This is a genomic window from Xanthomarina sp. F1114 (assembly GCF_026410255.1).
Lineage (GTDB): Bacteria > Bacteroidota > Bacteroidia > Flavobacteriales > Flavobacteriaceae > Xanthomarina.
Genome location: NZ_JAPMLL010000004.1, coordinates 121,319 through 145,064, shown reverse-complemented (window position 1 = coordinate 145,064; position 23,746 = coordinate 121,319). Strand labels below are relative to the sequence as shown.

The 23,746-nt window shown below is 32.8% G+C and carries 18 protein-coding genes and 1 tRNA gene; 12 read left to right on the top strand and 7 right to left on the bottom strand.

Going from position 1 to position 23,746, the window contains the following annotated elements; all coding sequences use genetic code 11:
• Positions 1 to 107 precede the first annotated feature (107 nt).
• On the top strand, positions 108 to 1,256 hold the full coding sequence (locus tag OS188_RS04495) for a BamA/TamA family outer membrane protein (protein ID WP_267147629.1): 1,149 nt from the start codon (positions 108 to 110) through the stop codon (positions 1,254 to 1,256).
• On the opposite strand, the gene OS188_RS04490 is transcribed toward OS188_RS04495, so the two are convergent.
• From OS188_RS04490 to OS188_RS04465, 6 genes are all read right to left on the bottom strand, one after another.
• Entirely contained in the window at positions 1,257 to 2,768 is a 1,512-nt protein-coding gene (locus OS188_RS04490; RefSeq protein ID WP_267147628.1) for an aminotransferase class V-fold PLP-dependent enzyme, read from the bottom strand.
• Positions 2,769 to 2,873: 105 nt separating this feature from the next.
• Entirely contained in the window at positions 2,874 to 5,657 is a 2,784-nt protein-coding gene (locus tag OS188_RS04485) for a M16 family metallopeptidase (protein ID WP_267147627.1), read from the bottom strand.
• 149 nt (positions 5,658 to 5,806) lie between these two features.
• Positions 5,807 to 6,841, bottom strand: a complete 1,035-nt coding sequence (locus tag OS188_RS04480) for a TlpA family protein disulfide reductase (protein WP_267147626.1) — start codon at positions 6,839 to 6,841, stop codon at positions 5,807 to 5,809.
• Between the two features lie 39 nt (positions 6,842 to 6,880).
• Complete coding sequence (locus OS188_RS04475) at positions 6,881 to 8,296, bottom strand: RagB/SusD family nutrient uptake outer membrane protein (protein ID WP_267147625.1); 1,416 nt, start codon at positions 8,294 to 8,296, stop codon at positions 6,881 to 6,883.
• An 11-nt stretch (positions 8,297 to 8,307) separates the two neighbouring features.
• A complete protein-coding gene (locus tag OS188_RS04470) occupies positions 8,308 to 11,739 on the bottom strand; it encodes a SusC/RagA family TonB-linked outer membrane protein (RefSeq protein ID WP_267147624.1) in 3,432 nt (1,143 codons plus the stop codon).
• 162 nt (positions 11,740 to 11,901) lie between these two features.
• Positions 11,902 to 13,074: a FecR family protein gene (locus OS188_RS04465; RefSeq protein WP_267147623.1), complete on the bottom strand. Its 1,173-nt coding sequence runs from the start codon at positions 13,072 to 13,074 to the stop codon at positions 11,902 to 11,904.
• A gap of 114 nt (positions 13,075 to 13,188) precedes the next feature.
• Here OS188_RS04465 and OS188_RS04460 point away from each other — a divergent pair, with 114 nt between their 5' ends.
• The gene (locus OS188_RS04460; protein ID WP_267147622.1) at positions 13,189 to 13,761 is read left to right on the top strand and encodes an RNA polymerase sigma factor; all 573 of its coding nucleotides are present in this window, start codon (positions 13,189 to 13,191) and stop codon (positions 13,759 to 13,761) included.
• Between the two features lie 68 nt (positions 13,762 to 13,829).
• Here the strand turns inward: OS188_RS04460 and OS188_RS04455 are convergent.
• Positions 13,830 to 13,904: transfer RNA gene (locus OS188_RS04455), tRNA-Pro, on the bottom strand.
• 147 nt (positions 13,905 to 14,051) lie between these two features.
• Between OS188_RS04455 and OS188_RS04450 the strand changes: the two genes are divergently transcribed.
• The 10 genes from OS188_RS04450 (at position 14,052) to OS188_RS04400 (ending at position 23,745) form a co-directional block, all read left to right on the top strand.
• The gene (locus OS188_RS04450) at positions 14,052 to 15,158 is read left to right on the top strand and encodes a PQQ-dependent sugar dehydrogenase (RefSeq protein ID WP_267147621.1); all 1,107 of its coding nucleotides are present in this window, start codon (positions 14,052 to 14,054) and stop codon (positions 15,156 to 15,158) included.
• Positions 15,159 to 15,246: 88 nt separating this feature from the next.
• A complete protein-coding gene (udk, locus tag OS188_RS04445; RefSeq protein WP_267147620.1) occupies positions 15,247 to 15,855 on the top strand; it encodes a uridine kinase in 609 nt (202 codons plus the stop codon).
• A complete protein-coding gene (locus OS188_RS04440; RefSeq protein WP_267147619.1) occupies positions 15,855 to 16,178 on the top strand; it encodes an FtsB family cell division protein in 324 nt (107 codons plus the stop codon). The genes udk and OS188_RS04440 overlap by 1 nt, the downstream gene beginning before the upstream one ends.
• Complete coding sequence (locus OS188_RS04435; RefSeq protein ID WP_267147618.1) at positions 16,175 to 17,533, top strand: methylmalonyl-CoA mutase subunit beta; 1,359 nt, start codon at positions 16,175 to 16,177, stop codon at positions 17,531 to 17,533. The genes OS188_RS04440 and OS188_RS04435 overlap by 4 nt, the downstream gene beginning before the upstream one ends.
• A 58-nt stretch (positions 17,534 to 17,591) precedes the next feature.
• A complete protein-coding gene (locus tag OS188_RS04430; protein ID WP_267147617.1) occupies positions 17,592 to 18,230 on the top strand; it encodes a hypothetical protein in 639 nt (212 codons plus the stop codon).
• A 60-nt stretch (positions 18,231 to 18,290) separates the two neighbouring features.
• Entirely contained in the window at positions 18,291 to 20,414 is a 2,124-nt protein-coding gene (scpA, locus tag OS188_RS04425; RefSeq protein ID WP_267147616.1) for a methylmalonyl-CoA mutase, read from the top strand.
• A gap of 188 nt (positions 20,415 to 20,602) precedes the next feature.
• Complete coding sequence (locus OS188_RS04420; protein WP_267147615.1) at positions 20,603 to 21,118, top strand: hypothetical protein; 516 nt, start codon at positions 20,603 to 20,605, stop codon at positions 21,116 to 21,118.
• A gap of 133 nt (positions 21,119 to 21,251) precedes the next feature.
• A complete protein-coding gene (locus tag OS188_RS04415) occupies positions 21,252 to 21,503 on the top strand; it encodes a hypothetical protein (protein WP_267147614.1) in 252 nt (83 codons plus the stop codon).
• Positions 21,504 to 21,977: 474 nt separating this feature from the next.
• A complete protein-coding gene (locus OS188_RS04410) occupies positions 21,978 to 23,024 on the top strand; it encodes an AAA family ATPase (protein ID WP_323370443.1) in 1,047 nt (348 codons plus the stop codon).
• A 1-nt stretch (position 23,025) separates the two neighbouring features.
• Entirely contained in the window at positions 23,026 to 23,745 is a 720-nt protein-coding gene (locus OS188_RS04400) for a YggS family pyridoxal phosphate-dependent enzyme (protein WP_267147613.1), read from the top strand.
• Position 23,746 lies beyond the last annotated feature (1 nt).

Sequence of the window (23,746 nt, the reverse complement as noted above, 5' to 3'; positions counted from 1 at the left end):
TCAGCCATCTTATTATAAAATTAACGTTATTATCAACTCAAATAATAGTTTAAATTCATCTGAAAAGAAGTATTTTTATCTACTTTTAATTGCTATACTTAATTTACATGAAAGTTATAAAAACGATTATTATAATTACCCTCGGTTTATTTTTTACTATTCCGATAGCATCTCAAACTAAAGAAAAGAGGCGTGTTTTTAGAGATTCTTTAGATAATAAATTAGATTTTAGTAATTTTTTAATGAATCCGGAAGGCTTTATTCCTTTAATTCAACCCGTAACAGAACCGGCTTTAGGGAATATAGGTGGCGTATTTTCGCCAATATTTATTAAACCAAACAAACACCCTATGGAAGGCAGGTATACACCTCCAAATATCACTTCGGCATTTGGTGGTTATACAGCCAACGACTCATGGATGGTTGGTGCTTTTAGAATGGCATCTATAACTAAATACAATATAAAATACCAGTTAATGATGTCTTATGCTTCTGTAAATATGGATTTTTATAGAACGCTTCCTTTAATTGGAGAAAAAGATTTTGCTTTTAACTTTAGATCACTGCCCATTTTTGGTTCTATTTTAAAAGAGATTAAAAATTCTGGTTTTTATGTAGGTGTTGAGTACTTATACTTGAAAAACGAAATAACACCAGAGTTTGAGTTTGAAAAGCTTCCTGATTTTGTAGATAATAAATCGTTAGAAAGTACTTTAAGTAGCCCGGGGTTGGTTTTAGAGTTTGATAATAGAGATAATATTTTTACGCCTGATACTGGCTTTTTAATAAATGCAACTTATCATTTTAATGCGAATTGGACAGGAAGTGATTACGAATTTGGAAACTTAGAGTTTTCGGCTATGTATTATAAGCCATTTATACCCAAACTGATTAGTGGGTTTCGTTTTGCTTCTGAAAATCAATTCAATAAAGCTCCTTTCTATGCCGAGCCATTTATAAACTTACGTGGGGTTCCAAAAATGAGATATCAAGGAAAATCTACCTATCTAATAGAAACAGAACAACGTTTTGATTTTTCTACCAGATGGAGTTTAATGGGTTTTGGAGGTCTTGCCAAAGCCGTTCCGGAAAATGTTTCTTTTAATGATGCCGAATTAGTTTATAATTACGGAACAGGATTTAGATACCTAATTGCCCGAAAGTTTAAAATCCGTATGGGAATAGACGTAGCCTGGTCTAATAATGATTTTGGTTATTATATTATTTTCGGATGCGCTTGGAATAACAGAAAATAACTAACTAATACAAAACCAGTCCTTTGTTATTTGCTCTTCTATATTAGGTTGAGTTTTATGAGTAAATTCATTTTTTACTTTATCGAAAGTATAATCATCTCCCCATGTTTCAAAATGAATAGAAACCTCTTTTATGGCATTACAAATAAAATCTATTTCGGCATTGGTCATAGTTGGATGAATAGACATACGTACCCAACCTGGTCTTTCATTTAAAAACCCTTTTAAGATTTTTTCCTCTATAGCTTTTGATGTTTTTTTATTTACATGCAATAAAAAATGACCATAAGTTCCTGCACAAGAACATCCTCCTCTTGTTTGAATTCCAAACCTATCGTTTAAAAGCTTAACAATTAAATTATAATGTGCTTGATCTATATAAAATGAAAAAACGCCCAAACGATTTTTATGTTCTCCAGCCAACAAGTGTAAATTTTCAATTTTAGTTAGTTTTTCAAACACCCGATTATTAATCTCATGTTCTCTTTCCAAAATATTTTCAACGCCCATTCTTTCTTTCAAATTAATAGCCAAAGCTACTTTTATTGTTTGTAAGAAACCTGGTGTTCCACCATCTTCACGAGATTCAATATCCTCAATATAATCATGATCTCCCCATGGGTTTGTGTAGGCAACCGTACCTCCTCCTGGGTTATCTGGTACAAGGTTTTTATACAATTTTTTATTGAAGATTAATATTCCTGAAGCTCCTGGTCCTCCTAAAAATTTATGTGGAGAAAAAGTAATGGCATCTAAATATGCGTCTTGATCTTCGGGATGCATATCTATGGCTACATAAGGTGCAGAACAAGCAAAATCCACAAAACAAAGTCCGTTGTTTTGATGCATAATTTTAGCTACTTTGTGATATTCTGTTTTAATTCCAGTAACATTAGAACAGGCCGTGATTGCAGCTATTTTTATAGGCCGATCTTTATACTTGTCTAATAAATTATTCAAGCTTTTAAAGCACATTAAACCTGTTTCATCGCAAGGAATAACCTCAACTTTTGCAATAGTTTCCAACCAGGACGTTTGGTTAGAGTGATGTTCCATATGCGAAATAAAAATTACTGGTTTTAGTTCGGCAGGAATATCTGTATAAGGTTTTGCTGCTTCTGGTATTTTTAAACCTAATATACGTTGAAATTTATTGATGGCTCCCGTCATACCAGTGCCTACAGAAATTAAGACATCCTTATCGTTAGCATTTACATGCTTTTTAACAATATGTTTAGCTTCATGATACGCTTTGGTCATAGCTGCACCAGAAGTAGAAGTTTCCGTATGTGTGTTTGCCACAAAAGGACCAATAGTATTTAAAAACTTTTCTTCAATGGGTCTGTAAAGTCGGCCACTTGCAGTCCAATCGGCATAAAGCATATCCATTTTCCCATAAGGAGATTGGAATGTTTGATTTAATCCAATAATCTGTTCTCTAAAAGGTTTAAAATAGTTTTCTAAGTCAGAAATTTTATTTTTTGAAACTGTATCAGTTATTGCTTTACCCATGATTTTAAACATTTTATAATGAATCACTTTTAGCTAATTAGTTAAAAGTGACTCATTATATTAATATAAATGTACGAATTAAATAAGCATCTTTTTTAAAGTCTTTTATTCAAGTGGTTTTCCGTTTTCGTCTAAGGAACCAGATTTAACAATAATTAATTTATCTAAATCAATGTATTTTTTAATCGCTGCATTTACTTGTTCTAAAGTTACTGCTTCAATATCCTTGGAATATTGATACATATAATCTGGAGATTGACCTCTTTTTACAAAATTTAAAATAGTTCCTGCTAAACCTGTAGTGGTTGCCATTCCTACTTTAAAACTACCAGTAATATTCGTTTTTTTAGCGTCTAGCTCTTCTTGTGTAATACCTTGGTTTACCCACTTCTCTAATTGTACCATAGTGGCATCTAAACCTTGTTGAAATAACTCTGGATTAAAAGAAGCTTTTACCATCCAATATCCTTTATTATAGGTATGTCCAGAATGTCCTGAACCTATAGAATAAGTTAAACCATCTTCATCTCTTACCGTTCTCATTAAACGACCTGAAAATCCGCCACCAAAAACACTGTTACCAATATAAAAAGGTAAAAAATCTTTATCTAATCTATTTAGACCTGTAAACTGAGCAATAATCATTTCTGCACTTGGCTTTTCGGGAATGGTTATAATTTTAGTTTCAGCATTAACCTTTGCTATTTCTTTTGAAGTTAACAATTGGTCAACACCTCCTTTCCAGCCTTTAAAAGACGTAGATATAGCTTTGTATAAGGGTTTGGCATCAACATCTCCAATAGCTACTAAGTGCATACTTTTTGGCCCGAAGTATTTTTTATGAAATGCTTTTACATCCTCTATACTTGTGTTTTGTACTTCTTCAATTAAAGCCTCAATGGACGTTGCATAATTTGGATGTCCTTCAGGGTAAATAATTTGCAGTAAAGCAATATTACCCATGGTTGAAGGGTCTAACAAACCTTGTTTTAATTGACCGATGTTTTGATCTTTAATAAGTTGAAACTCATCTTCGTCAAATAATGGATATCTCAACTCTTCTGCTAATAATTCAACAACTGTATTTAGATCTTTTTTCAAACATTTAAAAGACATATTAACATTGTAACTATCTGCGCTTACTGAAATATTAACACCTAATTTTTCTAATTTTTGAGAAAACTGAATCTTATCGTTTTTAAGAGTTCCTTTACTTAATAACTGTGTCGTTAGCGATGGTACCATCTCATTATGCTCTTGGGCCAAGTATTCTCCAATGGCAAAACTAGCCGCCACAGTAATAAAATCTTTAGCTCCAGTTTCTTTTGAAATAACATCTATACCAGCTATGGTTTTACGTTCAAAGTCTTTGTCTTGCTCTACAATTAAAACTTCAGCAGTTCTATTATCAGCTAATTTATGTGCTTCAAGGTCTGTTTTGGTATGCTCTGGATGTCTGTAATAGAACTTTCCAAATTCGTCTGCTTCAAAAACCTTATTTGCTTCTTCTGCAGTCTCTTTATTAGCTCCTGGTATTACAGGAATAAAGTAACCAGTTGTACTTTGGTCTTCTACTAAATACGTATTTGCAACACGCTTAACATCCTCTGCTGTAACTTGAGCTAATTTTGTATTTGCATTAAAGAACTCCTTCCAATCTCCAGCTGCAATAACTTCTGTTAACTCGGCAGAAATACTAGCAGAACCATCTCTATACAAAATAGTTTCGGCATTAATTTTGGCGATAATTCTATCTACTTCCTCTTGCTTTACACCTTCAGTTTTAACTTGTTCTAAAATGTCTAAAACTTTTTTATTTAAGCTATCGTGGTCCGATGTTGGTTCAAAACCTAAACCTATTGTAAATAAGCCTACTTCTTGAAATTGCGACGGACTAGCATAGCCATAATAAGCTAAACCTTTATCTACCATGTTTTTAGTTAGTAAAGAAGATGGACCACTACCAATAATTTCACCTAAAACGGTTAATGCTGGTAAATCTTCGTGTAATCTTCCTGGAATTTTGTACGTAACATTAATAACACCTTGTTGTCCTGCTTTTTTAATTACCACTTTTCTTGGACCGTATTGTTTAGGTTCTTTAGTTATTGGTTGAGGCATAACATGTGGTGCTTTAGAAATAACTCCAAAATGCTTGTCAATTAACTGAAAAAGATTGTCTTTTTGAAAATCTCCAACTATAGTTAAAGTGGCATTATTTGGCCAGTAGTATGTATCGTAGAAGTTTCTTAGAGCTTCCATAGACATATTTTCTATGTCCGAACGCCATCCTATGGTAGAATGGTGATAGGTATGAGCCATATAGGCAGCAGCCCAAATTTCTTTTCTTAAAACACTGTTTGGATTGTTTTCACCTCTTTCAAACTCATTTCTTACAACCGTCATTTCGGCTTCTTTATCTTCTTTAAGCAATAGAGAGTTACGCATTCTATCTGCTTCAATATCTAAAGCTATTTCAATCTTATCGCTTGGAATTGTTTGATAGTAATTTGTTCTATCATTCCAAGTAGTCGCATTCATTTGGGCTCCTATGGACGTTAATTTACTATCTATGGAAGTTCCTTTAGTTTTATTAAACTTTTCTGTTCCTTTAAACATTAAATGTTCTAATAAGTGTGTAGAACCCGTGTTTCCAGAAACTTCGTGTTTAGAACCCACACGATATACTATTTGGACCGTTACCACTGGTGCAGAATTATCTTGAAGTAATAAAATTTCCATCCCATTAGGTTGGTACAGATATTCTTCAATTTCTCCCATTTCTGATACCTTCTCAAATTTAGTTTTTAATTCTTGAGATATCATAAAAAATGGCGCTACTAAAAACGCAAGCATTAATAGTGTACTAAACTTTTTTTTATTTGTCATACAACGATGAGTTTTTAAAACCATAGCTACTATCATGTGTAAATATGAATTGCTACAATCTATTAATTATAATAATGTGATAAATAATAATTTAAAAAAACCAGAGAGATTTTTGCCTCTCTGGTTTCTGAATTTCATTGCAATAATGATTAGATATTTAAGCTATTAAATAACTCGATTAATCTGTCTTCTGAAGGTCTTGGAGCATCGTAACTAACAATGTTTCCTTCTGGATCTAATAAGATAAAACGCGGAATTCCGTATATGTAATAATCCTTTATAAATTTAGAATCGAAATCTTTATCTGCTAATAACTGGATACCTGTTAAATCTTTCTCTTTAATCATATCTCGCCATTTATTCTCGTCTGCTTTTCTATCAATTGAAAGGCTTACGAATTTAATATTTTTGTCGTGATACTTTTTTTCTACTTCTTTAAGAAATGGAATTTCGTATTTACATGGTGCGCACCAAGTGGCCCAAACATCGATATAAACATAACTCCCTTTATAATCTGATAAAGAGTTTGTTCCACCTTTATAGTTTACATAATCTACAAATTGTGGAGATGGGTTTCCTTTACCTAAAGTTTCATTAATTTGTAACTGTTCTTTATGCTGCTTAGCAATATCCGTTTTAAACTTTTCTAAAGCGTTTTTCTGATTTACTAAAAAAGTAGAATCTATTTGATCTGCTTTTGAATCTAATTCGCTTCTTAAGTCATCTACATAAGAATTTGTTTTCTTATCAAAACTTGCTTGATCTAAACTAAGGTAGTCTTTATAGTTTTTACCAAAAAGTTTGCTTGTCGATTTAGATTTCGTTTTTAAATAATTATTCTCTGCCAAACCTTTTCCTGAAAAGTTTAAGCTGTTGCTTATATCCTCGGAATTAAATTCAACTTTAATATCCATATCATTTTGTAAATACAGATCGAATACATTTTTGTACACAGCAGTAAATGTCGCTGGTTTTTCTAATTTAATAGTATCTCTAAACTCACCTTGTTTATCCACTCCAACCATTATTGTGTTGTTAGCAACCGGATCAAACAAACGTAGCTTTAAACTATCGATTGGATTGGTAACCTTTCCATGTAAAATTAAATAGTCTTTAGGCGGTTGTTCCTGCTTACAAGATACCAGAACAAGCACTAATAGTGTTATTAAACTAATATGTTTCATAAATAGTGTTTTTTTAAAGTTATTTTTTCAGGTTTTTAATTAGTAACCTGGATTTTGACTTACATTGTTATTACCTGTTCTTACTTGCGAAGGTATAGGTAATACATATTGGTTTTCTGATATTATGGTTGGTTTTACTAAAGATATATCAATATCGCCTAGTGTTGCATACCTTACCATATCGAACCAAGGTTCTCCATTTTCGAAAAACAATTCTAATAGTTTTTCTTCACGAATATCTTCTAAAATGGTTGAAGTGTCAAGGGCTTTAGCCGTTACACCTGCACGTAATCTAAGCGCATTTAAGCTATTTAAAGCATCGATTAAAACTCCACCTGGACGTCTTGCTTCTGCTTCGGCATGAATTAAATACATTTCGCCCAAACGCAAATGAAACAAGGTATTTCCTTGAGAAGTCACGTTATCTAAAAATGGATATTTAGCATTTTGGTTATTTCCTTGTGTGTATTCGGAGTAGGCAAAACTAAATCTCGGGTCGTATCCAGAACCATTTCCAAATAAATCGCCGTCTCCTACTACTCCAACTTGCGCATCTGATAAGGCTTCTAAGTTTGAGCTATATGTGGTTCTGTTAACTTGATCCATGGTAGAACCTCCTTCATTTCCTGGGCCACTATACGGAGCGTAAATAACTTCCTGAGAATCGAAGCTTTTTAAAAATATTTGAGAGTAATCTGTTTCTAAAACATAGCCTTCAGAATTATTAATTACCTCATTGGCTAAGGTGGCTGCTCTTGGGTAGTCTCCAACGTATAGAGATACTTTAGCTAATAACGCACGTGCTGCTAAACTACCGGTAAAGTAATGAGGGATAAAAACAGGGCCGTTAGCTTCGGCAAATTCTAAATCTTCAATAATCTGGTTGTAAACTTCTTGTACAGAATGTCTTGGTAATGCTACCAGTTCTGTTGAGTATTGTGTTTTTATTACAATTCCAAGATTTGAGTTTAGATCGTAAAACTGACCAAAATAACGCAATAAAGTAAAGTGTGAAAAAGCTCTATGGAATTTTGCTTCGGCAATCATTTCTGCTTTACGTTCGTCTGAAATACCTACAGCTTTTCCTGCTTCTAATTCTCTAATTAAAAAGTTACTTTGATTTATAATCTTATAATATCCATTATAAAGATTTGCTAAATAAATATTTTCTACGGGCACTTGATTGGTGTTATACCCATTTCCTCCAGAAAGGAAACCAGAAATCTTTCCTTCGTTTCCATAAGCTGCTAGATATAAAGGGAAGCCTCCTACGTCGAATTGTCGCCCTAAATCGTATACGCTATTTAATACTTGTTGTGCAGATGTTTCGTCTGTGACAGCCTGATCTGCAGGCAGCTGATAAATAGGTTTTACATCGTCTATACTACAGCTTGTAGCTACTACTAAAAGCAATAAATAAACAAAATTTCTATATGTGTTTTTAAATGTTTTCATTTTCTTTTTTTTTAAAATTGAACTTGTAAACCTAATGAGAACGATCTAGCCAAAGGATAAGGATCTTCGTTACTAACGCTATCAATTATTCCTCCTCTTTCAGAAAAAGTTTCCGGGTCTACACCTGGCCATTTAGTCCATGTAACCAAGTTAGATCCTGTTAACATAATAGTGGCAAAATCCACACCCATTTTATTCATTAAGTTACTATCTAATTTGTAGCTAAGCTGCAAACTTTTTAGTCTTAAATAAGAAGCATCGTGTAAATAGCGATCTGACACTCTACTACTTGCAGATGGATCGAAGTACAATGCTCTTGCATATTGTGCATTTGGGTTTTCTGGCGTCCAAGTGTTTAAAGCATATTCGCTGTATTTGTTTTCACCCAAGTTATTGAATGTCCCTTGTGGAATAGAATTCCAAACAGATTCTGCGCCTACAGAGTATTGGAATAAGGCTGTTAAAGTCAAGTTTTTATATTGAAATGTATTTGATATTCCACCAAAGAAATCTGGTTCTATATCTCCAATAATTGTTCTATCTTCTTGTGTAATTAATCCGTCTCCATTAATATCTTCGTACATATAGTCTCCAGCTCCTGTAGAGAATTGGTCGTATAAACCTGTTGGAGAGTCTGCATTAAGCGCATCTACCTCGTCTTGAGATTGGAATATTTTAACTACTTTATAGCCTTTTATGGTTCCTACTGGTTGTCCTTCAATAAAGTAATCTAATTGATAATTATTAATGTTAGCACCATTTAAACTAACTAATTTATTTCTATTTAAAGCCCAATTAATATTTGCAGACCAAGTAAAGTTGTTATTTTTAATAATATCTCCACCTAAACTTACTTCTACCCCTTTGTTGGTAACATCTATTAAATTAGAATAATAAGTACTAGGACCTAATTCTAATGGGATAGGAGCTTTTACTAAAGCACCATTGGTTTTTCTGGTATACACATCTATACCTCCTCTAAGTCTTGAATTAAACAAACCAAAATCTAATCCCAAATTTAACTCTTCGGTTGTTTCCCATCCTACATTTGGGTTTGGAAAATTATTTCCTAGCACCAGTCCTGTATTACCCAAGTAGTTATCTGCAACTGTTGTTCCAATAAATTGGATATAAGCATAATCTGAAACATTTGTAGATCCTACACGACCAGCACTTGCTCTAAACTTTAAAGCATCGAAGGTTTTTGAATCTGCCATAAAATTTTCGTTTGTAATATTCCATCCAGCCGAAAGGGAAGGGAAATAAGCACGTTTATTATCCGGACCAAATTTAGAAGAGGTATCTGTTCTAAAATTAAAAGTTGCATTATATCTTCCTTTATAGTCGTACGTAACACGAGAAAATAATGAGTTTAACCCAGTTTCTAACTTGGTATGTCCGTAACCAATTACCGTTTCTGCAGCCGTGGCATTAATCAACACATCGTCGTTAGGGAAGCCACTATAAAACTGATTTTTATTATCAAAATTAGTTCGATCCCAAGCAGCTCCTAACATCACATTAAAATGATTGTTAGATAAAGTAAAATCATAACTTGCAGTTAAGTTGGTAGTTAAATTAGATACTAACGCTGTTTCTTCTGATAAAAAGGAATCGTTTTCAAAAAACACAAAGTCTGTTTGCGTAATTTTTGGAATAAAGCTGCTGTAGTCTGAATAAAACACAGCCGAATTAACATCTGCTTTAACTTTAAGTTTTTTAATAGGCTCTACCTCAATATATGCGTTCCCTATAAAATTATAAGCTTGATTGGTTGTTTTATTTTGCAAACGCATTAATGGGTTTGGCTCGTAAGTTGGAAAACCATAAGTATACACTTCTTGCCCTAAAAGTTGCCCATTTTCATCGTAAACTGGTAAATCTGGTCTTGCTTGAGCAATTGCAGTGTTTACGGTATATTGTCCGAATAAATCGTCTTCTCCAGACTGTGATTTTGTATAACCCAAGTTAGCCGAACCTCCAACTTTAATGTATTTGCTAACATCTGTATCTAAAGATATACCGAGCGTATATTGAGACATCTCATCATATACAGTTAAACCTTCTTGATCTATAAGAGATAAACTAAGCGAGTAATTTGTTCTTTCGCTCCCTCCATTATAACTAACATTTGCCTGGCTTGTAAGTGCTAAATCTCTAAAAACAACATCGTTCCAATCAGTGTTAGCTGTTCCGAAATAATCTTCTCTTAAGCCGTCATAAGTTACTTCAAAAGTACTAAAGTCTATATCTACATATCCAATATTTGCTAAGTCGAATGCCATAAATGGATCCATTTGTCCAGCATTCATAGCGTTTACACTATTTTGTAATAACAAATCGTAAAACTCGCTATATTGTTTCCCATTTAATACATCTAAGGTATTTATTGGTTTTGCAAAACTTGAAGTAAAAGACACATTAATAGTTGGGTCTTGATTACGTTTTCCTCTTTTTGTTTGAATAAGTATTACCCCATTTGCACCACGAGATCCATAGATAGAAGTAGCAGCAGCATCTTTAAGAATATCGAAACTTTCAATATCTGTTGGATTGATAGTTAATAAAGGATTAGCTCCCCCAAGCGCATCTATATTAAAAGGTACACCATCGATAACATATAACGGTTGATTTAAACCACCAACATTAGATAGTGGCGAAGTAACACCTCTAATATTTAGCCTTGCTGGTGCTCCAGGACGTCCGCTTGATTGACTTACTTGAACCCCTTTTACTAAACCACCTAAAGCTTTATCGAATCCAATAGCTCCTGTGGCAGCTTGTACAATTTCCTCCGTTTTTACAGAAGATACTGCTCCAGTTACATCTTCACGTTTTTGTTCGCCATAACCAATAAGTACAATTTCTTCTAATTGGCTTAAATCTTCTTTCATGGTTAAATTAATAACCTTTTGTTCTCCAACTGTTATGCGTTCTGTTTTATAACCTAAAGATGAAAACACTAAAACGTCTTCACTTCCATCCAAAAATATTGAGTAACCACCATCAAAATTGGTAACCACACCTTTTTGTGTGCCTTCTATTACAATTGTAACTCCGGCCATTGGCATCCCAGTTTCGTCTTTTATCATTCCAGTTACTTCGCGTTCTTGTGGAATCATCATTTCAGACAATGGTACGTTTTTAATTACAATGGTGTTGTTTTGTATAAACTCAAAATCAAAGTTACCCGAAGACAAACTTCTTTTTAATAAATTATTTGCTCTAATACTTCCCTTCCTTAGATTTACTTTTGGCAAGTTGTTAAACAGACCTTCTTGGTAAATAAATCTGTAATCAGTTTGCGTCATAATAATGTCGAAAACTTCATCTACTGATACTGTTTTATCCATATCAATTGTAACTTTCGCATTTTGCGAAACAATAGTATTTGGCGTAAAACTAAAAGCCGAAAGGCAGCATAAAAACACGAATAATCTCATAATCTGGATGAGTAGTTTTTTTCTAAAGCCGAAAAAAACTGTCTTTAAGTTAATTTCCATAAATTTGCATATTATTTAATTGGTTAAACATTTAATTGATTAGTAATGACTATCTGGGAATAAAGTATTAAGCTTTGGACGGTCTAATCTTTGTTCCCTTTTTTATTTTATTGTTATTGTTTTATCTTTTATAGTAAAAGAGTTAATAATACTAGCATTTTGAATTGCTAATAAGATATCTTCTATTGTTTGCTCCTTACTTAAAACGCCTCTAAAAGTGGTGTTTTCTAATTTTTTATTTTCGAAAACAACATCGACATCGTACCATCTAGAAAGTACAATCATTAATTCTTTTAAAGGTTTTGCTTTAAAACTAAACACACCATCTTTCCAGGATATTTCGTTATATACATCTACTGTTTTAATTAAAATATTATCAGGTTGATTTTTGTTTAAAATTGCTTGCTGAGTAGGTTTTAATATATTTTTAGTCTCCTCTGTAATTAATGCAATTTTACCTTCAACTAAAGTAGTATACGTATTTGTTTCATCGGCATAAGCTTTTAGGTTAAAAGCCGTACCTAGAACTTCGATTTCTTGATTATTGGAATTTACAATAAAAGATGCTCCTTGGTGCATGCTGCTGGGAGATACTTCAAAAAAAGCCTCGCCATAGACTAATTCGACAACACGAGGCTCTTTAGCTTGAAATGAAATTGGGTATTTTAATTTAGAGTCGGAGTTTAACCACACTTTTGTTCCGTCTGAAAGTGTAATAAAAAACTGACCTCCTCTGGGAATTGTTAAATAGTTATAAGCAATCTCTTTATTAGATGTTTTAGAAGGTTGATAAACTATAGCTTCTCCATTACTAGTAACTTGCTCCGTTTGATAGGTTTTTGTTTTCTCTAAAGCAACTTCCTTTCCATTTTCTAAAGTAAGAATAGCTTTATTAGAACCTGTTTCAATAGAATAATCTGAAATCTCAACAGATTGAGCTTCCTTATTTATAAAAGATATATCGTCTTTAAACATATAGCCAAGAGCAAATACTCCAATAACTATAGCTGCAGCATACTTTAAAAACTCTTGAGATTTTTTCAATCTAATTACTTTATTTTCACGCTTTGTAAGTTGATCTAACTTCCTTTTAACGGCACTCGAATCAAACTGTTTTGTATTGTAATCCACAGCGTAATTTAATTTAACGTATGTACTAAATAACTGTTTGTTATTTGGATCTTTTAACCATTCCTCCAACTGATCTAACTCTAAAGCTGTTGCCTGATTAGTAAGATATTTAACAATTAATTTTTCTGTTTTTTGGGGTATCATTTACTACATTATTTACACTTATAACGACGGATTTTTTGTTAACCCTAATTTTTATTGTGACTTTTTTTATAATTTGCGCAACAAATGCTGATTTTATTGGTATTTTCTTATAACATGGATCCTTTTAAAGACAATACGCAACTTATTGAAGCTCTAAAATCTGGAAAACCAAAAGCTTATACTTTCTTGGTCGATACATACCACCACAAACTTTGTGTTTATGCATATGGATTAACCCGCGATCATGATTTGGCAGAAGATATTGTACAGAATATTTTTATTAAAACCTGGAATAAAAGAGAGAAGTTAAAAACCGAATTTTCTATAAGTAGTTTTCTCTACAAATTGACTTATAACGAATTTATAGATCAATATAGAAAACAAAAAAACGTATTCCCTTTAGAAAAGAAATACATAGACGAACTTACAATTATAACCGAAGATCAAGACCCAAGTTCTATCGAGCAAATGATTGCTTTAGTAAAAAAAGAAATTCAAAATTTACCTCCAAAATGTAGAGAAACCTTTTTACTTAGTAAAGAAGAAGGTTTAACTAATATTGAAATTGCAGAATACAAAAGTATTTCACTTAAAACAGTTGAAGCGCACATAACAAAGGCGTTTGCTATTTTAAGGGAAAAAGTTGGAGAAAAGATTGAAGGAATTTTATTTTTACTATTTGGATAATAAAATTTTTAAAACACAAAATTTATAATAAAAAAAATCCAATCATTTTCATGATTGGATTTTTTTAGTCGGGGTGGCAGGATTCGAACCTGCGACCTCCGCGTCCCAAACGCGGCGCGATAACCGGGCTACGCTACACCCCGAGATGTTTAATTTATAAGTGATTACTCTTAGAAAATTTAAGAACCTCAACTTATAAATCGGTTATCAATTTCGAGCTGCAAATATATAGCTTTTCTTTTTTAACTAACAAGTATTATGTTTAAATTTATGGACAAATCAACAAAAAAATGAAGTTACATCTATTTACGCCCGTCCTTGTATGTTTTATAAGCATTTTATCTTGCGCTCAAACAAAAAACAAGAAAGCTCCCGAAAGCTCTTATGAGGTTGTAGTATCCGATTTACAAAACCCTTGGGGATTTGTTTTTTTACCAGACAATTCCTTACTAATAACTGAAAAGAAAGGAGAACTTATTCATTATAAAGATGGAAAAAAGACACAGATAAAGAATCTTCCAGAAATAGAACTACTTGGTCAAGGTGGATTAATGGACATAAAATTACATCCTAATTATACCGATAATGGTTGGATTTATTTTTCTTATGCGTCTCCAGAAGGGGAAGGTTCAGGATGCAACACGGCTATAATGCGAGCAAAAATTGAGAATAATCAATTAACTAATAAAGAAGTACTTTATAAAGCCACTCCAAATACAGAAGCTAGTTATCATTTTGGGTCGCGTTTGGTGTTTGACAAGGCTGGTTACTTGTATTTTACCATTGGAGATCGTGGAGAAAAAGATATAAATCCACAAGATTTAACAAAAGATGGCGGAAAAGTATATAGAATTTATGACGACGGACGCATTCCTGAAGACAATCCGTTTTACAATACGCCTAATGCCAAAAAAGCTATTTACACCTATGGGAACAGAAACCCTCAAGGCATGAAAATTCATCCAGAAACTGGAGAAGTCTGGACACATGAACATGGACCAAAAGGAGGTGATGAAATTAATATTATAAAATCTGGTAAAAATTACGGTTGGCCCAAAGTAACATTTGGAGTAAATTATGTAGGAACCAAAATATCAGATTATACAGAGTTACCAGGTTTAGAACCTCCTATTCACTATTGGGTACCATCCATTGCTCCTAGTGGCATGGCTTTTATATCTAGCGATAAGTACCCTGGTTGGAAGGGTAATTTATTGGTTGGTTCTTTAAAGTTTCAGTATGTTAGTAGATGTGTTCTTAAAGATAAAGAGGTTGTAAATGAAGAAAAGATACTAGAAGGGCTAGGAAGAGTTCGCTCTTTAGAGCAAGGACCCGACGGATATATTTATGTAGGAATAGAAAATTTAGGAATTGTTAAACTTTTACCTATGAACTAAATAGTATTTGGTTTTGTAAGTTTCAGAGATAGCCGCTATATTTTGAATGTAAATAACTAAATTTGTGCTTTAAAAAAAAGATGTATTCATGCTAATTATAGGAATTGCTGGAGGAACTGGCTGTGGTAAAACAACCGTTGTAAATCAAATATTAAATCAATTGCCAGAAGGAGAGGTTGGAGTAATTTCTCAAGACTCATATTATAAAGACACCTCGCATTTAAGTTTGGATGAACGAGTGAAAATTAATTTCGATCATCCACGCTCCATTGATTTTGAATTGTTGGAGGGACATTTAAAAGAATTAAAAAAAGGGAACGACATCCATCAACCTGTATATTCCTTCATAAAACACAATAGGACTGGCGATACTATTTTAACACATCCTAGAAAAGTTATGATAGTTGAAGGTATTTTAATCCTTACAAATCCAGAATTAAGAGAGATGTTCGACATTAAAATATTTGTGCATGCAGACAGCGACGAGCGATTAATCCGTCGTTTAAAACGTGATATTACTGAGCGAGGTAGAGATATTGAAGAGGTTCTTGCCAGATACAAAAACACCTTAAAACCCATGCATCAACAGTTTATTGAGCCAATGAAAGAGTATGCAGACATAATAATTCCCAACAATAAATACAATACGGTTGCAGTAGATATTGTAAAAACAATTATCAATCAAAGTCTTATATAGTGGCAAAAAAACCAAGTAAATACATAAAACCTTTTAAGAATATTTTTGTTTTCATACTATTAATATTTGCCATTTGGATGCTGTTTTTCGATGCCAATTCATGGTTAATTCATAACGAATTAAATAAGGAAATTGAAGAATTAGAAACCGAAAAAGATTTTTATAAAAACGAAATAATTAAAGACAAAAAAGCCATAAAAGAATTGAGCACAGAAGAAGGTGTTGAAAAATTGGCTCGAGAAAAATATTATATGAAGCAGGACAATGAAGAGATATTTATTATAGAATATCAAGACAGTCTTCCAAAAACTAAAGAAAAATGAGTACAAAATTATTTAATGATTTTAACGAAGTTTCATCCAAAGAATGGAGGCAAAAAATTCAGGCAGATTTAAAAGGAGCCGATTATAACGACACACTTATTTGGAAGACCAATGAAGGAATTGATGTAAAACCTTTTTATCACGCAGATGAATTTACTTCTATACCTAACGTATCTTCATCGAAAGCAACCGAATGGCAAATCTGCGAAAGCATTTTTGTTGCCGATATTGAAAAATCTAACAGTCGTGCTATAGAACTTTTGACAAGGGGCGCGGATAGTTTAAAATTTATTATCCCTTCTGAAGATATTGAAATTGAATCTCTTTTAAAGAATATCGATTTAACTAAAACAAAACTCTATTTTGAACTTCAGTTTTTGTCTTCGAACTATGTGACTAAGATTTTGAAAGTAACCTCAAAAGAAAACACCTTTATATTTATTGATATTATTGGAAATCTTGCCAGAAGTGGAAATTGGTTTACTAATCTCCAAGAAGACCATAAACAGTTTGAAACCATAGTAAATAAAACAGCCTTATTTAGTGTTGATTTGTCTCTATATCAAAATGCTGGCGCTACAATGGTGCAGCAATTAGCTTATACCTTAGCTCATGCTAATGAATATTTAAATTTTGTTACAAATAATTCTAACCAACCTCTTAAGCTTGTTTTCACAACCTCAGTAGGCACCAATTATTTCTTTGAAATTGCAAAACTTAGAGCCTTAAGAATTTTATGGCAAACATTAGCATCAGAATACAAGATTCCAGAAGAGTGCTTTATTTTTGTAACTCCTACAAGACGTAATAAAACACTTTACGATTACAACACAAATTTACTTAGAACTACTACCGAATGTATGAGTGCCATTCTTGGTGGTGCAAATACCATAAACAATTTAGCTTACGATGCTATTTACCATAAAGACAACGAATTTGGAAGTAGAATTTCCAGAAATCAACTCTTAATATTAAAGAATGAAAGCTATTTTGACAATGTAAACAATCCTGCAGATGGTGCATATTATATTGAAAGTCTTACACAACAATTGGCAGAAAAAGCCTTGGAATTGTTTAAAGACATTGAAGCCAATGGTGGTTTTTTAAAACAATTAAAAGAAGGCATTATTCAAAGAAAAATTAAAGAAAGTGCTGAAAAAGAACAAACTCAATTTAATAAGGGCGAAGAGGTGTTACTTGGAACCAATAAGCATCCTAATCAAGAAGATAAGATGAAACATGAGTTAGAACTTTATCCTTTTGTTAAAACCAACCCGAGAAAAACACTTATTGAACCAATTATAGAAAAACGATTGGCAGAAACTTTGGAGCAAAACAGGTTAGAAGCAGAATAAAAATAAAACACGTATAAAACTAAAGATTTTTAAACACCTATTAATTATAAACAACAGCATGAACAAATCGCTAATAAAACTATTAATTGTAACATTTAGTTTGACACTTTTTAACTGTAAAAATGAAACATCAACTTTTAATGATTATAAGTATGCCGACCAAGAAAATATATTAGTTTGCAATGGTTTAGACACGAAACTGTATTTTGAAGCTTTAGTTTCTTTCGAGGATGACATGACCGACAAATACGATCCTTCAACTAAAAACCTGAGAAGAGGTTATTCTTTTTTCACCAGAGACGCTTTAGCTGGAAAAGTAAATTTCCAAGAAATTGTATCTCCGCATACTATGAAGGTTTTTGAAGCATTAAAAAAAGACACAGATTTATGGAACCAAGACAACAGTATTAATTACAATTCTAAACTACTTACCTGTATTGGAAACAATTTTAGAAACAACGATTTAAAAGCTACTTTTCATGCTTTAGTTTCCACTAATAGTATGCGTTCGGATATATTTGGGCCACCGCTTGTTAAGTTTGTAAAAAACTCGCACGAAGACAGGTATATGGCTGCTTTTGTAGCTTTTGATTTATTTTACGCCAATCTATTTAACGTAGATCCAACAAAAGTTAAGGAAAAAGAACAAGTCAGCAACACCAATCAACCGAATGCTAATAATGCAGTAAAAAAATAACTCTAGTAAAGTTATTATTAATGCCGAACAAAAAAGCTAAGGAATTGAAACCACATTAAAATGTCAAGAAAAAACATTCAACATATCACATTAAAATCAGATTTAAAAGACGAAAAGCCTTTGGCTTCTTCCGTTTTTAATACAGCTGAAAATATTGATGTCAAATCCACCTATTCCAAAGAAGACTTAAGTAATTTAGAACACTTAAACTTTGTAGCTGGAATCTCGCCATTTCTTCGTGGACCTTACAGCACGATGTATGTTCGCAGACCGTGGACTATTCGCCAATATGCCGGATTTTCTACTGCCGAAGAAAGCAATGCTTTTTACAGACGAAATTTAGCTGCCGGACAAAAAGGCTTATCCGTAGCCTTTGATTTAGCTACACACAGAGGTTACGATTCAGATCACCCTCGTGTATTTGGGGATGTTGGAAAAGCCGGAGTAGCCATAGATTCTGTAGAAGATATGAAAGTGCTTTTCGACCAAATTCCATTGGACAAAATGAGTGTTTCCATGACCATGAATGGCGCTGTTTTACCAATTATGGCTTTTTATATTGTTGCTGCCGAAGAACAAGGAGTAAGCCCAGACCAATTGGCTGGAACCATTCAAAATGATATTTTAAAAGAATTTATGGTGCGTAACACCTATATCTACCCTCCTACGCCATCCATGAAGATTATTTCAGATATTTTTGAATTTACCAGCAAAAACATGCCAAAATTTAACAGTATCAGTATTTCCGGATATCATATGCAAGAAGCTGGAGCTACCGGCGATATTGAATTAGCTTATACCTTAGCCGATGGTTTAGAGTACATAAAAAAAGGGCTAGATGCTGGAATGGACATCGACACCTTTGCCCCTAGACTGTCATTCTTTTGGGCTATTGGAATGAACCATTTTATGGAGATTGCCAAAATGAGAGCGGCTAGAATGCTATGGGCTAAAATTGTAAAACAATTCAATCCTAAAAACAAAAAATCACTCGCTCTTAGAACCCATTGTCAAACTAGTGGTTGGAGTTTAACAGAACAAGACCCTTTTAACAATGTAGCCAGAACCTGTATTGAGGCTGCTGCTGCTGCTTTTGGTGGCACACAATCTTTACACACCAATGCTCTAGATGAGGCAATTGCGCTACCAACAGATTTTTCTGCTAGAATAGCCAGAAACACCCAAATTTTTCTTCAAGAAGAAACTAAAATCACCAAAACTGTTGATCCTTGGGCTGGAAGTTTTTATGTTGAAAAACTAACAAACGATATTGCTCAAAATGCATGGAAACTTATAGAAGAAGTGGAAGAACTTGGTGGTATGACAAAAGCCATTGAAGCCGGGATTCCGAAGTTACGTATCGAAGAAGCTGCTGCCAGAAAGCAGGCTAGAATAGATTCTGGAGAAGATATTATTGTAGGAGTAAATAAATATAGACTTGCACAAGAAGATCCTATTGCTACTTTAGAAGTAGATAATCAAACGGTTAGAACCCAACAGATAAAACAATTAAATAAGATTAAAGCTGAGCGAAACTCTGAAAAAGTAGAGAAGACTTTGACTAATTTAACGGCTGCTGCAAAATCAGGAAAAGAAAATCTCTTATCTTTAGCTGTAGAAGCTGCAAGAGAAAGAGCAACTCTTGGAGAAATAAGCGATGCTTTAGAAGCCGTTTTTGGACGGTATAAAGCACAAATTAAATCCTTTTCAGGTGTGTATAGTAAAGAGATAAAAAACGACAGTTCTTTTAGTAAAGCTAAACAAATGGCTGATACTTTTGCGGAACAAGATGGAAGAAGACCACGTATAATGATTGCTAAAATGGGGCAAGATGGACACGATAGAGGTGCCAAAGTAGTAGCCACAGGTTATGCAGATGTTGGCTTTGATGTAGATATTGGTCCTCTGTTCCAAACTCCACAAGAAGCAGCTAAACAAGCTGTAGAAAATGATGTTCATGTACTTGGCGTTTCTTCTTTAGCTGCTGGACACAAAACTTTAGTTCCACAAGTAATCGACGAGCTTAAAAAGTATGGCCGCGAAGATATAATGGTGGTTGTTGGTGGTGTCATTCCTAAGCAAGATTATCAATACTTATTCGATGCTGGAGCCATGGCTGTTTTTGGACCAGGAACTAGAATTAGTGATGCTGCAATTCAGATTTTAGAAATATTAACGGATTAGGAAAAATTCTAAAATGAAAAAATGTCCATATGGAATTTCGTGTATAGTAAAAGTTTTAGTTTCATATAACTAGTTGTACTTCAATTCGTAAAATGACGATATTACTATTTACAGCCTTACTTCTATTCATAATCTTATTGATTAATTATTTTGCGAGTTCAAAGCACAAAAGTGGATTAAAAATACTCGTGAGTTTTGGAGTTTTAATTGGGTTTTTAGCTTTGGGATTACACTCTTTGTTTGACGACTCAATCGGAGCTTCAACGCCAGTTAATGTTCGGATTGAAAATCTTACCGACAAAAAATTGAAAATCTATGCCATCGCATTTTGGAGCAATAATTGGAACGGAACAGGAAGTATTGTGACTTATGACACAGAATTAGAACCGAATAAAAAATCTGAATTTTGGTTTGAGAATGACGGAACTTCTGAATTTTGGATTGTAGCAAAAACCGCAAATAATGAAATTGATTACTTGAATGTCATCACAGAAAACAAAAGTCAGTTTGATTTAAAAATAATAGAAAACCAAAATATTGACCAAAGTAAAGCACAAATCGCAAAAGAACTAACTTTCAAAACGGACAAAAACGAACAAATAGAAAGGTTTGCATTTCGGACAAATATTATTTTAATCGGACTTCTGATTTTGAGTCTGATAAAAATAAAAACTGGTAGAACACCGTTTAAAATTAAAGGCTAACTCAAGCCTACTTGCAAAAATCCTTTCGGATTTTATATTCGGTTATTATTTACTAACTTAGTAGCGAAACGGAGCTAAAGATGTTAAACAAAAGTGTTGACAGAATTGGTTTGGAACCTTAAAAATCAAACTTATGAGTAGTCTAAAAAACATAAAATCGGAAATTGATACATATGCGAACGATTCAAATTTTACAGAATTGCAAATCGTTGAAAAACTAGAAAAGCATTATTTCAATAAGAAAGTAAACGAAAACTTAAAGTTGTATAAAAAAGGAAAGAAAAAAGTGAGCGAAATAACAAAAGATTTAAAAATCTCGCCGCGAAAATTTTATGCAATTTTAGAGCAAAAGAAAATAGCACATAAGAAATATAACAAAGACTGAATTAGAACCAAATAGAAAACATATTGACTATTAGAAATATTCTTCATATCACTTCCTACGACTATAATTACAGTGTTTTATGTTCCCAATCCTTTGGATAAAAACTACTCAGTTCAAATTAAATGGATAAAAATTGTAGCGAATTCTAATTTAATGATTGTTAAAGGAGTATTTCGTTTAATATAAACAATCCTATTCTTGTATAATTAAATAACCCTGATAGGAAGTACGCTTCCAGCTTTTTAATTAATCAGTTCAAAAACAGATAAACTGAATAAAATGAGATTTGGAATATCATTAAATATAATATCAAAAATTTAAATGCTTTTCAAAACTGTTACTAAAATTGCTTAATTTAGTGCGCAACTTAAGTGTATTTCAATATCACTTATTCTTAAACTAAGTATTCATTTCTCGCAGCTCTTTGATTAAAAGCTTAATAAAGAAATTAATGTCTTCAGAATAAAACACCCCATGGCAAACCATAACACAACTTTAAAGTCAAAAAAAACAATTTTATCTCTCGAAGAGCTACACTTAAATAATGAAAACAGAAACAGGATAAACCAGCTAATTGAGGAATTCACTTATATAGACGCGCTAAATAACCTAAATATTCCGGTAGATAATAAAATATTATTACATGGACATACAGGATGTGGAAAAACCGCTACAGCTCATGCTATTGGCTTGGCATTAAATAAAAAAGTAATAACTCTAAATTTAGGTGGATTTGTCTCTTCAAGACTAGGAGAAACAGCAAAAAATCTTTCAGAAATTTTTAAAACGGCATCCAATGAAAAGGCCATATTATTTATAGATGAATTCGATTTTATAGGTAAATTAAGAGATTATGACACGACAGATTCAGGCGAAATAAAAAGATTGGTTAATGCTCTTATTCAACAAATAGATCATTTATCGGATACTTCCTTACTTATTTGCGCAACCAATCATTTAGACATTATTGACACGGCTCTATTAAGACGATTTCAGATAAAACTGGAATATCAATTACCTTCTAAAAAAGCTCTGGATATATATTACGACGGAATTTTATCTAGTTTTCCTGAAGGCATAAATCAGATAGTGAGAACCTACAATATTTCTTTTGCAGAAGCGAAGGACCTCGCTTTTCAACAGATTAAAGCACATATTATTCAATATGAAAAACAAAGAAAACATTTACTTTTCTCTTATGGAGCATTAAAATCTAAAGAAGTACAACTAGACAATTTTGGGAGAGAACTTAAAGGAACAGAAGATTTATTATCTGGATATAAATTAACCGATGAAGAAATAAAAGACACTTCGGTAATTAAAATACACAAAACAGAAATTCTTTCAATTGCGACAAAATCGAGAGAAGAAAATGACCATATTAAGGGCTTGGTATTTGAAATATTGGGAGAAGAACTCATGCAGATTGATAGATTTGGGCTTTCTAATTATAAAAGAGTTAAAGAAACTACAGCTTCTGGAGCAGAGGTGTGGATATACGTGGCTCAAAACTCCTATTAAAATGGAACATTCAATAACAAATAACCTTGCAGAAATTCTAAAAAGAATTGAAAATGCTTGTCTAAAATCAAATCGTAATCCAGAAGATGTGAAGCTTCTAATGGCTACCAAAACAGTTTCAGCCGAAAACATTAAAATAGCTTTTAAAAACAACCAGACATTAATAGGTGAAAATAAAATTCACGAGATTAGTAAAAAGTATGAAGCTTTAAAAACCATTGGTCATCAAACCCATTTTATTGGTCATCTTCAAACTAATAAGGTTAAAGATTTATTGAAATACAATGTAGATTGCATTCAGTCTATAGACAGACTTCGTTTAGCAGAAAAGTTACAAAACCGATTGGAATATGAGGACAAAACCATAGACGCTTTTCTTCAGTTTAACACCTCTTACGAACAGAGTAAATTTGGAATGAAACCAGAGGATTCAATGAAATTTGCTGTAGAGCTTCAACAATTTGACAGAATTAATATTAAAGGACTTATGACAATTGGTTTGTTTTCAGCTGAAACCGAAAAAGTAAGGAAATGTTTTAAATTGTTAAAAAATATTCAGTTACAACTTCTGGATAATGGGATTCCTGTTCATGAATTATCCATGGGTATGAGCGGCGATCTGGAAACGGCTATTGAAGAAGGGTCCACCATGGTACGGGTTGGTACGGCTATTTTTGGCAAAAGAGAACATCCGGATAGTTACTATTGGAATGAAAATTGAA

Coding starts and splice junctions, on each gene's coding strand:
- OS188_RS04495 (WP_267147629.1), top strand. CDS start 108: ATGAAAGTTATAAAAACGATTATTATAATTACCCTCGGTTTATTTTTT.
- OS188_RS04490 (WP_267147628.1), bottom strand. CDS start 2,768: ATGGGTAAAGCAATAACTGATACAGTTTCAAAAAATAAAATTTCTGAC.
- OS188_RS04485 (WP_267147627.1), bottom strand. CDS start 5,657: ATGACAAATAAAAAAAAGTTTAGTACACTATTAATGCTTGCGTTTTTA.
- OS188_RS04480 (WP_267147626.1), bottom strand. CDS start 6,841: ATGAAACATATTAGTTTAATAACACTATTAGTGCTTGTTCTGGTATCT.
- OS188_RS04475 (WP_267147625.1), bottom strand. CDS start 8,296: ATGAAAACATTTAAAAACACATATAGAAATTTTGTTTATTTATTGCTT.
- OS188_RS04470 (WP_267147624.1), bottom strand. CDS start 11,739: ATGAGATTATTCGTGTTTTTATGCTGCCTTTCGGCTTTTAGTTTTACG.
- OS188_RS04465 (WP_267147623.1), bottom strand. CDS start 13,074: ATGATACCCCAAAAAACAGAAAAATTAATTGTTAAATATCTTACTAAT.
- OS188_RS04460 (WP_267147622.1), top strand. CDS start 13,189: ATGGATCCTTTTAAAGACAATACGCAACTTATTGAAGCTCTAAAATCT.
- OS188_RS04450 (WP_267147621.1), top strand. CDS start 14,052: ATGAAGTTACATCTATTTACGCCCGTCCTTGTATGTTTTATAAGCATT.
- udk (WP_267147620.1), top strand. CDS start 15,247: ATGCTAATTATAGGAATTGCTGGAGGAACTGGCTGTGGTAAAACAACC.
- OS188_RS04435 (WP_267147618.1), top strand. CDS start 16,175: ATGAGTACAAAATTATTTAATGATTTTAACGAAGTTTCATCCAAAGAA.
- OS188_RS04430 (WP_267147617.1), top strand. CDS start 17,592: ATGAACAAATCGCTAATAAAACTATTAATTGTAACATTTAGTTTGACA.
- scpA (WP_267147616.1), top strand. CDS start 18,291: ATGTCAAGAAAAAACATTCAACATATCACATTAAAATCAGATTTAAAA.
- OS188_RS04415 (WP_267147614.1), top strand. CDS start 21,252: ATGAGTAGTCTAAAAAACATAAAATCGGAAATTGATACATATGCGAAC.
- OS188_RS04410 (WP_323370443.1), top strand. CDS start 21,978: ATGGCAAACCATAACACAACTTTAAAGTCAAAAAAAACAATTTTATCT.
- OS188_RS04400 (WP_267147613.1), top strand. CDS start 23,026: ATGGAACATTCAATAACAAATAACCTTGCAGAAATTCTAAAAAGAATT.